The sequence below is a fragment of the Sinorhizobium psoraleae genome, from assembly GCF_013283645.1.
Classification (GTDB): Bacteria; Pseudomonadota; Alphaproteobacteria; order Rhizobiales; family Rhizobiaceae; genus Sinorhizobium; species Sinorhizobium psoraleae.
Genome location: NZ_JABEKV010000005.1, coordinates 99676 through 113012, shown reverse-complemented (window position 1 = coordinate 113012; position 13337 = coordinate 99676). Strand labels below are relative to the sequence as shown.

12 protein-coding genes are annotated in these 13337 nt (G+C 62.1%); 6 read left to right on the top strand and 6 right to left on the bottom strand.

Annotation, left to right across the window (positions count from 1 at the left end; genetic code table 11):
• Positions 1-129: 129 nt before the first annotated feature.
• From ILFOPFJJ_RS26020 to ILFOPFJJ_RS26000, 5 genes are all read right to left on the bottom strand, one after another.
• Complete coding sequence (locus tag ILFOPFJJ_RS26020; RefSeq protein WP_173513452.1) at positions 130-1080, bottom strand: LysR family transcriptional regulator; 951 nt, start codon at positions 1078-1080, stop codon at positions 130-132.
• 37 nt (positions 1081-1117) lie between these two features.
• Entirely contained in the window at positions 1118-2122 is a 1005-nt protein-coding gene (locus ILFOPFJJ_RS26015; protein WP_173513451.1) for an FAD-binding oxidoreductase, read from the bottom strand.
• A 2-nt stretch (positions 2123-2124) separates the two neighbouring features.
• Positions 2125-2964, bottom strand: a complete 840-nt coding sequence (locus tag ILFOPFJJ_RS26010) for an IclR family transcriptional regulator (RefSeq protein ID WP_173513450.1) — start codon at positions 2962-2964, stop codon at positions 2125-2127.
• 83 nt (positions 2965-3047) lie between these two features.
• The gene (locus tag ILFOPFJJ_RS26005; protein WP_173513449.1) at positions 3048-3569 is read right to left on the bottom strand and encodes a 3-methyl-2-oxobutanoate hydroxymethyltransferase; all 522 of its coding nucleotides are present in this window, start codon (positions 3567-3569) and stop codon (positions 3048-3050) included.
• An 87-nt stretch (positions 3570-3656) separates the two neighbouring features.
• The gene (locus ILFOPFJJ_RS26000) at positions 3657-4943 is read right to left on the bottom strand and encodes an aromatic ring-hydroxylating dioxygenase subunit alpha (RefSeq protein WP_173513448.1); all 1287 of its coding nucleotides are present in this window, start codon (positions 4941-4943) and stop codon (positions 3657-3659) included.
• A gap of 228 nt (positions 4944-5171) precedes the next feature.
• On the opposite strand from ILFOPFJJ_RS26000, the gene ILFOPFJJ_RS25995 reads away from it, so the two are divergent.
• From ILFOPFJJ_RS25995 to ILFOPFJJ_RS25975, 5 genes are all read left to right on the top strand, one after another.
• Complete coding sequence (locus ILFOPFJJ_RS25995) at positions 5172-5489, top strand: non-heme iron oxygenase ferredoxin subunit (protein ID WP_173513447.1); 318 nt, start codon at positions 5172-5174, stop codon at positions 5487-5489.
• 104 nt (positions 5490-5593) lie between these two features.
• The gene (locus ILFOPFJJ_RS25990; RefSeq protein ID WP_173513446.1) at positions 5594-6367 is read left to right on the top strand and encodes a class II aldolase/adducin family protein; all 774 of its coding nucleotides are present in this window, start codon (positions 5594-5596) and stop codon (positions 6365-6367) included.
• A gap of 263 nt (positions 6368-6630) precedes the next feature.
• Positions 6631-7380, top strand: a complete 750-nt coding sequence (locus ILFOPFJJ_RS25985; protein ID WP_173513445.1) for an IclR family transcriptional regulator — start codon at positions 6631-6633, stop codon at positions 7378-7380.
• Between the two features lie 201 nt (positions 7381-7581).
• A complete protein-coding gene (locus ILFOPFJJ_RS25980; protein WP_173513444.1) occupies positions 7582-8820 on the top strand; it encodes a cupin domain-containing protein in 1239 nt (412 codons plus the stop codon).
• A gap of 11 nt (positions 8821-8831) precedes the next feature.
• Entirely contained in the window at positions 8832-10340 is a 1509-nt protein-coding gene (locus tag ILFOPFJJ_RS25975; protein ID WP_173513443.1) for an ethanolamine ammonia-lyase reactivating factor EutA, read from the top strand.
• 64 nt (positions 10341-10404) lie between these two features.
• Here ILFOPFJJ_RS25975 and ILFOPFJJ_RS25970 read toward each other — a convergent pair whose 3' ends face one another.
• On the bottom strand, positions 10405-12018 hold the full coding sequence (locus ILFOPFJJ_RS25970) for an FAD-dependent monooxygenase (protein WP_173513442.1): 1614 nt from the start codon (positions 12016-12018) through the stop codon (positions 10405-10407).
• Positions 12019-12273: 255 nt separating this feature from the next.
• On the opposite strand from ILFOPFJJ_RS25970, the gene ILFOPFJJ_RS25965 reads away from it, so the two are divergent.
• The gene (locus ILFOPFJJ_RS25965; protein WP_173513441.1) at positions 12274-13263 is read left to right on the top strand and encodes an ABC transporter substrate-binding protein; all 990 of its coding nucleotides are present in this window, start codon (positions 12274-12276) and stop codon (positions 13261-13263) included.
• Positions 13264-13337: the final 74 nt, after the last annotated feature.

The window sequence follows — 13337 nt, the reverse complement described above, 5'->3', positions numbered from 1 at the left end:
GCAAGCCCGCGACTTACAAGCGAAAATCCCGGACGGCTCCTCCACCGTTTCCCGCCCTTTTCACATCCAATTTGCGCCGATCATCGAATGCGCGCCGTCAAATGTCCAAGATAAAACCTATTGGCTTGCTCAAAGAGAATACGCTTGCTCGGCGGGAACCAGCCGATCGATCGGGTGCGCGTAAGGCCCGACCTCAGCCACCAGGCGGTCGACCATCTTGTCGATGAACGCGAGGAAAGGCTTTTCGTCAGCCACCCCTCGATGCGCCGGGTGAGCGAGAAACAGCGTCCGCTTGACAGCGGGCCGGTCCACGCGCCGCCCGATGATCTGGCCCGTCTTGATCTCCTCCGCGACGATCCCGTAAGGCATGATGCTTTGCGCCACGCCATGCAGAACGAGCGCCTTGATCGCCTCGTTGGATTGGACCTGGTAGGTGATCTTGACGTCGACGGAGAGACGCGAAGCCGTCTCGTGCACCCGCCGCCAGATGATGTCGCGGTTCGAAACCAGGGCGAGATCACCGGCGACCGCCTGCCGGAAGGAAATATCGCTACCCTGTTCCCCGCCGTTCGGCGCCGACACATGGAGGAGATCCTCCTCCATCAGCGCGACGCGCCGGATACCCGCGTTCTCCTCGATATCGTAAGCAAGCACATAATCGAGCTCGCCGCGCTCAAGCGCGTCGGCAAGCACGAAGCTCAGTTCCTCCACGACATGGAGCGCGATGCCGGGCAGCTGCGCGTTGGCGGCAACGAGCAGTTCAGTCCCGATCAGCTTTAGAATGCTCGGCGTCGCACCGAACCTGATGCGCAGCCGCTCACCGCCAAGTGCGATCAGGTCCCGGCGCGTTTCCTCGAGCCGTTGCAGAATTTCGATGGCGCGCTCGTACAGCAGCATGCCCGCGGGCGTTGCGCTGACGCCGCGCGAGTGGCGATCGAGCAACTGGATCTGCAGAGCGTCCTCGAGATTGCGAATCTGGATACCAAGCGCGGTCTGCGCGAGGTTGAGCTGCTCGGCTGCCCGGGTGATGTTGCCCACCTCGACGACTTTGACGAAATAGGCAAGCTGGCGGAGCTTCATTGCATGTCCAAGCATTCTGATGCGAGCCTTTCACCGGTCAATAGAACTGGTCGAAATGAACCTGGGCGGGCGGCACGCCGAGGTCAATCAGCATCTTTTGGATCGCCTGCCCCATCAGCGGAGGACCAGCAAAATAGACCTCGCATTCGGGAAGGCGATCGGAGAAAAGCTTTGCCGCAAGCTCGTGCACGAAGCCGCGATGACCGTCCCAATCATCGTCGTCCGCGCCCGAGACGACCGGATGATAGTGGATATTCGAGCCGAAGCCGGGAAGTTCGGCCAGCATGTCCCTGCCGCAGATATCACGCGCCGTTCGCCCGCCATAGACGAAGTCGAGCCGACACCCGGCAAGGAGCGGCGACACGGCCGCGGCGCGGGTAACCGATATCATCGGCGAAAGACCGGAACCGCCGGCAAGACAGACGATGTCGCGGTCCGACTCGGTCCGCAGATAGGCCATGCCGTAGGGACCATCGACGCCGATGCGCTCGCCGATGGCGAGACCGTCGAACAGCTTGCCCGTCGCCGCGCCGTTCGGAACGCGGCGGATCTGGAAGTGCCACTCGCCCGCCTCGTTCTCCGTATTGGCCATGGAATAGGCACGGCTACCCTCGACCCCCGGAAGATCCAGCAGGGCATATTGGCCGGGGAGAAAGCGGGCCGGCTTATCCAGCCGGAAACGAAACTCGCGGATGTCGTGCGTGATGTCGCGCACTTCGGTCAATTCCGCCTCCTGCCGAACCGGCGGGAAGCGACTTTCATATTGCGGCATCAGCCGGAGCTTTACGACGCAGTCCGTCAGCGGCCGGGCCTGGCAACCGAGACGCCGGCCGCGCTCCCGATCGCGGTCGCTGAGACCTGGCGCATCGGGGCGCAGTTCCTCGATCTCACCCTCGAGAAGATCGAAACGGCAATTGCCGCAGGAACCGACATTGCATTCATAGGGAAAGCCGAGGCCCGCGCGCAGCGCCGAGCGCATGATCGTGTCGCCATCGGCACAATTCCATTCGACGTCGCTTCCCTTGAGTGCAATTGCCGGCATGTTCAACTCCCTAGGTCGTATCTCTCTCGAAAAGCCGCCGTGTAACCGAGGCGGGATGAAATAGCCGCGACCGCTTCGAGAAGCGCCGGCGAAAAGCCTTCAAGCGCCTCGAGAGACAGCCGCTGCAATGGGCCTGCGATACCGACCGCGCCGACGACAGCGCCAGTCGAATCGCGCACCGGAGCGGCAATGCCGCGGATTCCGGGTTCGCTTTCCTCGTCCTCGATGGCGTAACCGCGCTCCCGAACCTCGGCCAGCATCTCCCTCAGGCGTACCGGATCGGTAATCGTCTTCGCCGTTCGCCGCTGCAGTGGCCCGGCAAGCATCCGCTCAATCGCCGGTTCCGGGGCGAAGGCGAAGATCGCACGCCCGACGGCACTGCAATGGGCGGGCTTGCGCGCGCCGAGATCGGACTTCATCGCCAGGGCCTGCGGGCTCTCCAGGTCATAGACGTGCATCACCTCGCCGTCGGAGGGGATGCCCAGAATGATCGTTTCGCCCGTCAGCTTGCGCAGGTCGAACAGATAGGGTCTCGCCTCGTTGGAGAGATCCATGCGCCGGCGGACAAGCGTGCCGAGGGCGAAAAGGCCGACGCCAAGCCGATAGCGTTCCGTTTGCGGGTTCTGCTCGAGCAACCCTTCGGTTACGAGCGTCACCGCCAAACGATGGACCGTGCTCTTTGCGACCTTCAGCCTTTGCGCCAGCGCACTGACGCCGATCTCGGCCTCGTCCTCCGAGAAAGCCTTCAGGAGACGGATCGCCGTCGTTACTGACGAGAGGCGGTTGCGCTTGCCGGCGGGACCTTTTCCTCCGCGCGCGGGTGGTTTGGTGGGTGCGTTCATGGCGTGATTGTCCGTTTCATCGCGAGAGTTACGGCTCGTCCATAACACAGTTGCCATGGTCTCACATCACCACCCTGCCGATCTCAAACCCTAAGCGCACTCAGCATTTCGCCGACATATTCGTCGCCGTTGGAGACCACCAGCATCGCCGCGAAGGGACGCATGGTCGTCAGCGTGCGTGCCAGATCCTCCGCGGAGATACCCTCGGCGTTGCGCACAAGTCCGGTCGCCAGCTTGTTGCGGACAAAACAGGCGTTGCCGATCACTTCTGCAGCCTCAGCCGCGGTACCGGCTGTCGTCACCATGACGATGATGTCGGCATCGGCGAGCTCGTCGGCGAGGCTGACCCTCTTCCCTTCAAGGTCCTCCAGGACTGCGTCGACCGGCAGCATGTGGAGGGAATCGGTTGCCCCTTTTGCGTTGACGTAACGCAGGAAATGCGCGCCGCTCCAGGGCATGTCGGCAAGCGTGCGCAGCATCGCCACACTCGGTTCATCCAAAGCGATGACACGGGACTTGCGTGGCCGCGAATTCGGGTATGCGATACGGAAACGTGCTTCCTCCGCGGTGGCGAAGCGCGCACTTTCGCTCAGTCCGAGCTGCATGACATTTCTCCTCATTAGAACGAGCTGCTGGCGAATACACGGATCCCGACGACTGAGCGGCCGGGATCCCGTGTCCCGGCCCCCGCCTCAAACGCTGGTCTGCGCCTTGCCCTCGATCACGGTCAACGCCTCGTCGGCGACATCGACATAGGATTTATCGACCGGCAGCACGATCGCAGCTGAACGGACGCGGTGATGAACCGGATCGACGCCCGGAGGAACGACGCCTTTGTCACGCAATGCGCGAGCGGCCTTCAGCAGGCGGTGTCGTGCCATGATGATGCCGTTGTCGGTCGACACCAGGTTTTCCTTGCTGCGATCGACGATCGGCCCCATGCTTTCCTGCAGCGAGGCGTCCTGCATCGCGATGCCTTCGACGCCCGAATAGGTGAGGCCCTTGCGCTGAGCCTCGCGGTCCATGAGGTAATCATTGTCCTTGTTGGCGAGCGGCCGGTAGGTTCCAGGCACATAGGCGACATGGATGCCCTTGCCGTCGATCATCGCCTGGCGTTCCTCTTTCGTCAGCGCGCGAACGGGGTGATAGTCGAAGCTCCAGGCCCAGCAGTTCTCGTCGTCGATCGGAATCCAGAAGTGACCATGAACGGGATGGTCGCCGCGTGGCGGAACCATCGTGAAGGACGGCATGACCCAGGGTGTGACGCGCCAATAGTAATGGCCTTCTTCGGCATTCCGTCGGGCACCGATGAACAGACCACCCGCGCTGTCGGTTACCTCGAAGAAGGGCCTCGCATCCGACATGTTGTACTTGTTGCCGCGCGCGCCCTTGAAGAGCGGGTCGCTGTTGAGATTGCCGCTATGCAGCCAGGATACGTGGCTGGAATCGATGCCGCCCTCCATCGCCTGCAGCCAGTTGCACTCCTGCCAGCGCTTCGATGTGAAAGTCTGTTCCGAGGGAACGAGCGCGAACTCCCATTCGGGATGCGGCGGCTGCTTTTCAGCCGGCCCCATGTAGGTCCACAGGATGTCGCCGATCTTGATCAGCGGATAGGACTTGAGCTTGATCTTGCCGCAGTAGCCGCTTTCCTTCGGCTCGGAAGGCACTTCGGTGCACTGGCCGGTGTGGTCGTATTTCCAGCCGTGATAGGGGCAGCGCAGACCGCCTTGCTCGTTGCGCCCGAACCAGAGCGAGACGCCGCGATGGGCGCAGAATTCGTCGATCAGCCCGTAGCGGCCTTCGCTGTCACGAAAGGCGAGCAGGCGCTCGCTCAGGAGCTTCACGCGGACCGGCGCGCAATCGTTGTCGGGCAGTTCCTCCGCGAGCAACGCCGGGATCCAATAACAGCGAAACATGTCGCCCATCGGCGTGCCCGGGCCCGACTGCGTTAGAAGATCGTTCTGTTCCTTCCTGAGCATTTTCACTTCCTCCATGTTGCGGACCGCTTGGGCGGTGCGTCGATTTGCGCCGCCACTCCCCTTTTCCGACCGCCTCGGGGCTTTTCCGAATTGCGGGTTGACGTTCTCGACCGATCAGGTATCTTTTGTGTGTTCCTTTATGCGGAACGCCGTTTCTCTTTAAGCAACGTACAATCTGATGACCGTCCCGTCAAGCGGGCCTGCAACGCAACGAAGGAGGAGCCAGGAATGGCCGAGGCAAGCACCAGAATTAGGCTGTGTTCCACGAGCGACGTCGATTGGGACAGCGCGATACGGGTTGAGGAAGGCGACCTCACCCTCGCCGTCTTCAACGTCAACGGCGTGTTTTATGTTACCGACGACCTGTGCACGCACGGCCCGGGATCGCTTTCCGAGGGCTACCTCGACGGCCACACGATCGAGTGCGACTTCCACAACGGCGCGTTCGACGTCCGCACTGGCGAAGTGGTCACGCCGCCCTGCATGATTCCGGTCAAAACCTACAAGGTGGTGATCGAGGGAGAGAACGTAACGATCGAGGTTTGACGCCGCTCGCGCTTTGTGCGCGGCCGGTGACCGACGCTCCGACGCGCTTGCGAAAACAAAGAAGTCGTATAATGTGAGATTTATTCTATCTCACGGAGGAACTCATGCAGGTTCATAAGAAGAGCGACAGTGCGGCGGCCGCGGAGGCAGCGGACGCGCCATCCGAAGCGTCCTTGCGCCTCGATGTCGCGATGAGTACGCGGCTGCTCAACAGCTTGAAAATATTGGAGTATAGCGGCCATGTCAGTGCCCGGTTGCCGGGAGGCGTCACCTTTCTGATCCAGCCGCAGGAGAAGAGTCGCGCCGAAGTATCCCCTGACGATCTCCTGGTCTGCGACCTCGACGGCAAGGTCGTGTCTGGCCCGACCGACATCAAGCCGCCGTCCGAAGTATTCCTTCATTGTGAGATTTATCGTGCACGAGTGGACGTCAATTCGATCGCACACTTCCATCACGACGTGACGAACGTCTTCACGCTTGTCGAGGACGTGCCGCTGCTGCCCTTCAAGAACCACGCGATCCGCTGGAAGAGCGGTATTCCGGTCCATCCGGATCCCGCCCATGTGGACGATGCCGAAAGGGGTCGGGGTATCGTTGCGACGCTCGGACCGCACCACGCCATGCAAATTCGCGCACATGGGCAGATCGTTACCGCCGAAACGGTGCGCGGCGTCTTCATCGATTCGCTGCACCTCGTCGAGAACGCCGAGGCCGCCTATCGTGCCGCCGCTATCGGCAAGCTGAAGCCGCTGACGGAAGGCGAAATCGAGTCCTTCTCCCATGGTTTCAGGCGCGGACATCACATCCGCAAGCTCTGGAATTATTACGCCCGCGGCGCCATCCGGGACGGCATCTTCCCCGAAGCGTGGAACGCGTGACCAAGCTCCGCTGAGAAACGAGGATGAGGTCGGGCGACCGGCCGTAGAAATTGCTGCTTGAAGGAAGCATGTGGCTGGCACAAGATGTGCGCGAATCCCACATTGGCGGACCGGTGAACCCCGGTCCGCCGCGCAAACCGGGCCGCCCCGCCGGCTCTTGAGCTTCGAGTACGAGTATCGATGTCGCCATCCGTGATCGGTCTGCCTTCGCGACTTTCCCTTCTTTTCAGCTTCTTTCCTGCTGACCTGCGGGGGACCGCCGCTTGAACAGCCACGAAAAGATGCTCGGAATTCTCGATCTTTTCGACAGCGGCGAGGACGCCGTTGCCGTCACCTTCGACGAGATGCATGAACGGCTCGGCTATACCCGTTCGACGCTCTATCGCTACCTGAAGACACTGACGGACGCGGGCCTTCTCACGTCGTTGCCTTCTGTCGGCTACATGCTCGGGCCGCGGATCGTCGAACTGGATTACAAGATCCGAACGGGCGACGTGCTCATCCGGGCGGCGCGCCCGGTAATGGAGGAGCTTGCCAGCCAGTTCCGTGGCATCGCCCTCCTCTGCCGCCGATACCGGTTCGACGTGCTTTGCGTCCATCAGGAAAGCGGCACGGACACGATCCACAGCAACTACGAACGCGGACGCAGGCGGTCACTTCTTCACGGCGCCGCATCGCTCGGGATTCTTGCCTATCTGCCTGACCATCAGTTGCGCAAGTTCTATGGCCTGGTACCGGAACAGTTTGCTGCCGCCGGCCTCGGCACGAACCTGAAGGAAGTTAAGGGCGCGCTAAAGGAGCACAGGCAGCGGGGCTGGGTGAGTACGACTGGCGATGTAACCCCCGGCGTCACCGGCGTGGCAGCGCCCGTCTTCGACAGCCGTTCGGAGATCCTCGGTAGCCTGAGCCTGACACTCAGGGATTCCCGCACCAATTCGAAAATGATCGAGGATGTCGCCGAGCGCGTCGTGTTTTGTGCCGGCATCATCTCCAAGACTATCGCCCGCAGCTAAGCGAGGCACTCGGCGCGTTCGCCTGGCTCGCCAAGCGCTGCGCAGACTTCGGATCGGAAAGAAGGCCTTTCCGAAAACGCACTACCGTCATTCCCTCCGTCTGTTAGCGTTTGGCTGAAACGGGCAATCCGGAGCAGATATGCATCCCCACCGCGAGCGCGGCTCGCCCTGCCCGACTGCGACAACCGAGAGGAGACAGGAATGCATCAGGACCCACTTGGCGGCGGCACCGGTACCCACTGGCATGAGCCCGCTGGCACCAAGAAGGCTGGCTTCGGCGAGTTCAAGAAACAGCCGACGCCTTATGACCAGTTCATGGAAGAGGAAGGCATTCCGGTCTTTCGCGATCTCGGCGTCTCGAGCGTGAAGAACCTGCCGCTGAAGCCGTGGAAGCGGACCGGCGGCAACGGCACCTACATCCAGCTCTACGGCACCGAAACCAAATGGGGCTGCCACCTCGTCGAGGTCCCCGCCGCCGGCGCACTCAACGCCGAGAAGCACATGTATGAGGAAATCTACATCGTGGTCGAGGGGCGCGGCTCCACCGAGGTCTGGCTCGAAGGCGAAGGCCGCAAGCATGTCTTCGAGTGGCAGGAGGGCTCTATGTTCTCCATCCCGATGAATGCATGGCACCGCATCGTCAATGCGACCAACAGTCCTGCGCTGCTGCTCGGCGGCACCACGGCGCCAAACGTGCTCAACCAGCTCCAGAACGCCGACGCCGTCTTCAACAACCCTTACGTCTTCCGCGACCGTTTCTCAGGCGCCGACGACTTCTACAAATATCGCGAAGAGATCGAGCCCGATCCGGTGCGCGGTCTCGCCATGCGGCGCACGAACTTCCTGCCGGACGCCGTCAACTGCGAACTGCCGCTCGACAATCGGCGTTCGCCCGGCTACCGCCGCGTCGAGCCCTTCATGACCAACAACACCTTCTATTACTGGATCGGCCAGCACGAGAACGGCCGCTATTCCAAGGCACACGCCCACACCTCGGCGGCGATCCTGATCTGCCTGAAGGGCGAAGGCTATACCTACACCTGGCCCGAGCAATACGGCGTCAACCCCTGGAAGGACGGCCACGCCGACAAGGTACGCCGCCTCGACTACGGCCCGTTCGGCATGGTGACGGCGGCGCCCGGCGGCGCCCGCTGGTATCACCAGCACTTCAGCGTCTCTAAGGAACCATTCCGCCTGATGGCCTGGTTCGGCCCGCACAATCCCGGCCGCGATCCTGGCGCGCCTGGCGAAAATCATACGGATTACACGGCGATCGACGTCAACGAAGGTGGCACGGCCATCCCCTACTGGATGGAAGACCCCTTTATCCGCAACGAATACGAGGCGCATCTCAAGCGGAACGGCGTGGAGATCCGCATGAAGCCCGAGTGGTATGAGAAGCCGACCGATACGACCAAAAAGATGTCGACGGTCGTCTGATTGGCGGAGCGATGTTGGAGGAAGAACAACAGGGCGGCCGGATATTCTTTTCGAATGTCGGCCGCAGCATGGAACTCGAGGATGAGATCCGGCTGACCAGCGTCGGAATCGACATCGGTTCGTCGACATCTCACCTCGCCTTCTCGCGCATCGTGCTCGAACGCCTCGACACGCGCTACATGGTGGTCGAGCGCACGCTGCTGCACCAGTCCGAGGTCTTGCTGACGCCTTACGCCGAAGACAACGAGATCGATGCCGAGGCGCTCGGGGCGTTTATAGCCGACCAATACGAGGCCGCCGGCCTCAAGCCGGAGGCGATCGACACTGGCGCGCTCATCCTGACCGGCGTCGCGGTCCGCCGCCGCAATGCGCGTGCGATCGGTGAAATATTTTCCGCCCAGACCGGAAAGTTCGTCGTCGTCAGTGCCGGAGACGGGCTGGAAACGACGCTCGCCGCCTTCGGCTCGGGCGCAGTCGCACGCTCCGGAAAAGGCGCACGGGTGCTGAACGTCGATATCGGCGGCGGCACCTCCAAGCTCGCTCTTTGCGAGGACGGCGCAATCCGTAATATCAGCGCCATCGATATCGGCGCACGCGTGATCGCCTTCGACGCCAACCGCCGCATCACGCGGATTGAAGAGGCAGGCTATTACTTTGCGCGTCGCGCAGGGGTCGCGATCGAACTCGGCGCGATACTGACGGCCGAGGATGCCCAAAGCATCGCCGCCTCGATGATCGATTTGCTGTTCGAGGCCATGCAGGGCGGCGAGATACGGCGGGAAACCGCCGATCTTCACCGGTTGCCGCCTTTGCCGACCGGTCCAACGCCCGACATCGTGATGATCTCGGGCGGTGTTTCCGAATTCCTCTATACGGACACGGAACAGGATTTCAGCGATCTTGGTCCCCTTCTTGCCGTCGAACTTCGACAACGTCTCGCCAATTGGCCTCCGCGGCTGGAGCGCCCGCAGCAAGGCATTCGGGCAACCGTCGTCGGCGCCTCGCAATATACGGTGCAAGTGAGCGGCAGCACGATCTACGTCGACCCGATCGACATGCTGCCCGTGCGCAACGTGCCGGTCATCAAGCCGGCGCTCGTCTTCGGCGAGGAGATCGACGCGGACGCCATTGCCGAAGCGGTGCGGGAGGCCTTGGCACGGCTCGATCTCACAGACGGCGAGAGTGCGGTGGCCGTCTGCTACGAATGGGAAGGCTCGGCAAGCTACCGACGGCTCGACGGTTTCTGTCGCGGCATTGTCGAAGGGCTAGCTCCGATCCTTCACAGCGGTCATCCGCTGATCCTCGTCGGTGAAGGCGATATTGGCGGCCTTGTCGGGATGCACTGCAAACAGGAAGCCGGCGTCTCGAAACTCGTCTCCATCGACGGCATCAAACTCGACGAGTTCGATTTCATCGACATCGGCGCTATGCTCGAGACGTCCGGCGCCGTGCCGGTGGTGATCAAGTCGCTGGTCTTCCCGAGCCTCGGTCTCGGCCATGAAGCTTTCGACCGCGATTGAGCACAGCGATCGACTGCTGTTTACACCTGCCGCGAAGCCTCGGAGGCTTCGCGGCATTTGCCGTTCAGTGGCCTGTTACCATGGCCGCGAGTGCGGCCGCATCTTCCGGCGCCTGGTTCCCACGCCAGACCACATGCATATCGGGACGCACGAGGATCAGATTGTAGCCGTAGATATCGCGCGCCCTCTGTTCGGCGATATCGACCGTCGCGAACGGCACGTCGCGAGCGCGAAAAGCTTTGCCGAGAGCGCCGTCGTCGGCGCCGGTACCACCGAGCCTCAGCAGCGTATAGCCTTGGCCGATGCGGTCCTGCACCGCCTCGCCGCTATCGAGCCAGAGATGCGGCAGCCGGGCACCGGGCCAGGTGGTCGGATGGTACTCGCGGAAGAGGTGTTCCGGTCCTCCGGGCTCATCGGTGATGACTGGCGAGCCGACATAGCGATAACCGAGCTCGGCGCCGATCATCTCGTTGGTCTTGCGCTGCTCGACATCTGCCACACGCGCGAGATTGTCGCGTGTCGCCTGGCCCGCCGGCGTCGCGTCGCGGATGTCCGGCCGGTACTCAGAGCGCCACTTGCGTCGGCCGAGCGAAGCATAACGCGACGCGCCGACATTCCGATCGCCCACCTGTCGCCGCTCGATCTCGTAGGAGCGCAGGAGGTTGGGCCCGCCCCAGCCCTGCAGCATCGCCGCAAGTTTCCAACCGAGATCGATGGCGTCACCGACGCCGGTGTTCATGCCAAGGCCCCCGGTCGGGATCACGAGGTGCGCCGCGTCTCCCGCGAGGAAGACCCGTCCGGTGCCGTAGTGATCCGCCAGAAGCAGATTCTGCTTCCATTGCCCGACATAGAGCATTGTATAGTCGACCGGCGCACCGACGGCCTTTTCGAACTGCTGGGCCATGTCCTCGTCACGTTCGACGACCGCGTGAAGTGTCCAATGTTTGGTCGAATCCTGCATGATGAGGAACGTCGCCTGCCCATCGGCGACATGATAGTGCCGCCCGCGCCCGGGGCCGCCCCCGATCGGGATGCGGTCATAAAGTGTCTCGCTGTAATAGAGCGCCTGGCGCAGATGCAGAAGGTTCCCCTCGCCGCGCAGTTTGATGCCGAGCTGCTTGCGTACGGGGCTCGCGCCGCCGTCGCAGCCAACCAGGTACTTGGCGCGGATGTGTTCGATCGCACCCTTCGCATCCGCGGTCCGTGCCGTGACGCCGCCTTCGTCCTGCTCCAGCGACAGGAACTCGCAACCGTAGCGCACGGTGACGCTGGGCAGGCTTTCGGCGACGGATTTCAGCAGCGGTTCCAAGGTATATTGCGAGATGAGCTGATAGGCTTCGAGCGGTTGCGAGGCATCGGTGCTCAGCGCGATCTCCGCAAGCGACTCGGCGACGGATGGGTAAGGCAGTCGCAACAGCGGTGGTTCGTTCATCGCCAGCACAACATAGACGTCCATCGGAACCGAAGCGTCGAGACCGGCCGCCCTGATCCGCTCGGAAAGCCCCATGCGCCGGAATATCTCCATCGTTCGCGCGTTGCAGCGCTCCATCTTCGGCAGAAACTCCGGCCCCGCCTTCTTCTCGATCAATGTGCAACGCACGCCCCTTTGGCCGAGGTCGATCGCAAGTGTCACCCCAACAGGTCCGGCTCCGACAATGAGGATGTCCGTTTCGCGCATGATAAGATTCCATCAGTTCTGTTAGCGACACAACCAGCCCCGGCAAACCGACATCGATCACAGCTTCGACACAACGAGCACCGGCGGATAGGGATGACAAACTTGTACTGTCAGATTGTTTCGTCCGTCAAACTGAAAATTACAGAATCTCACATTACGAGAAATTCTTAGACTCTGCTGGACATTCCAGCGATGTTTGGCGCATGGTGCATTAGGTGATGCCGCAGGGCAGCTCGCGTGAAGTGGGAGGAACGGGTGACGAAAAAGATTGAGCTGACGCTGGCCTGTGGCGATTACGAGATCGTCCGGGCACTGAAGGAGGGAGGCGTGCGACCGGACGGGATCGAACTCACGATCCTGACCGAGATGGACTCCACGACGCGTCACTGGCGCTTTCTGAGAAACGGCCAGTTCGACGTCGCCGAAGTCTCGCTATCATCCTACATCGCCGCGAAGGCACAGGGGCTGCCCTTCGCGGCGATCCCGGTCTTTCTGCACCGCCGCTTTCGCCACGGCTTCATCTTCACCAACACCCAAAGTGGAATCCGCGACCCGAAGGATCTGATCGGTCGCAAGGTCGGCGTGAAGAGCTATCTCGTCACCGCGACGCTCTGGCTGCGCGGACTTCTCGAAAGCGAGTACGGCGTCCCGCACAAGTCGATCGACTGGTATGCCGAACTGGACGAGGATGTCGATTTCACGCCGCCGGAAGGGCTCCGGCTTCATCGCCTTCCCGACGACAAGTCGGTTGAGCAGATGCTTCTCGACGGCGAGATCGACGCGCTCCTCCATCCCGACCTGATCGAACCCATCGTCAGGCGCGATCCCCGCGTCGGCCGGCTTTTTCCCGACTACAAGCGGGAGGAGATCGCCTATTACAGCCGAACCGGCATTTTCCCCATCATGCATGTTCTCGGCATCCGCCCCGAGATCGTCGAGCGCCATCCCTGGGTGCCGATCAATCTCTTTCAGGCCTTCAACGAGGCAAAGCGCATCGCGATGCGGCGCATGGAGAATCCGCGCATCGTGCCGCTCGCCTGGTACCGCGAGGCCTGGGAGGAACAGCAGGAAATCCTCGGCGACGACCCCTGGGCCTACGGCCTCGACGGCCAGAACCGCAGGACGCTCGAAACGGTCGTCGGCTATGCATACGAACAGGGCCTGATCGATCGCAAGGTGCCGCTCTGCGAACTCTTCCTCGACGTGTCGCAAGGCCGCAAGCGGGGGGACAAGCACCGTGTGTAGCGCCTGCGACCCGCAAGACCGAAGCGGCGGAGACCTCCTCGCCGGCGGCAATCCTTTCCTTTGCAATGAGCCAT

Excerpts from the sequence above, each read along its gene's own strand:
- ILFOPFJJ_RS26020 (WP_173513452.1), bottom strand. The coding sequence starts at position 1,080 with ATGAAGCTCCGCCAGCTTGCCTATTTCGTCAAAGTCGTCGAGGTGGGC.
- ILFOPFJJ_RS26015 (WP_173513451.1), bottom strand. The coding sequence starts at position 2,122 with ATGCCGGCAATTGCACTCAAGGGAAGCGACGTCGAATGGAATTGTGCC.
- ILFOPFJJ_RS26010 (WP_173513450.1), bottom strand. The coding sequence starts at position 2,964 with ATGAACGCACCCACCAAACCACCCGCGCGCGGAGGAAAAGGTCCCGCC.
- ILFOPFJJ_RS26005 (WP_173513449.1), bottom strand. The coding sequence starts at position 3,569 with ATGCAGCTCGGACTGAGCGAAAGTGCGCGCTTCGCCACCGCGGAGGAA.
- ILFOPFJJ_RS26000 (WP_173513448.1), bottom strand. The coding sequence starts at position 4,943 with ATGCTCAGGAAGGAACAGAACGATCTTCTAACGCAGTCGGGCCCGGGC.
- ILFOPFJJ_RS25995 (WP_173513447.1), top strand. The coding sequence starts at position 5,172 with ATGGCCGAGGCAAGCACCAGAATTAGGCTGTGTTCCACGAGCGACGTC.
- ILFOPFJJ_RS25990 (WP_173513446.1), top strand. The coding sequence starts at position 5,594 with ATGCAGGTTCATAAGAAGAGCGACAGTGCGGCGGCCGCGGAGGCAGCG.
- ILFOPFJJ_RS25980 (WP_173513444.1), top strand. The coding sequence starts at position 7,582 with ATGCATCAGGACCCACTTGGCGGCGGCACCGGTACCCACTGGCATGAG.
- ILFOPFJJ_RS25975 (WP_173513443.1), top strand. The coding sequence starts at position 8,832 with ATGTTGGAGGAAGAACAACAGGGCGGCCGGATATTCTTTTCGAATGTC.
- ILFOPFJJ_RS25970 (WP_173513442.1), bottom strand. The coding sequence starts at position 12,018 with ATGCGCGAAACGGACATCCTCATTGTCGGAGCCGGACCTGTTGGGGTG.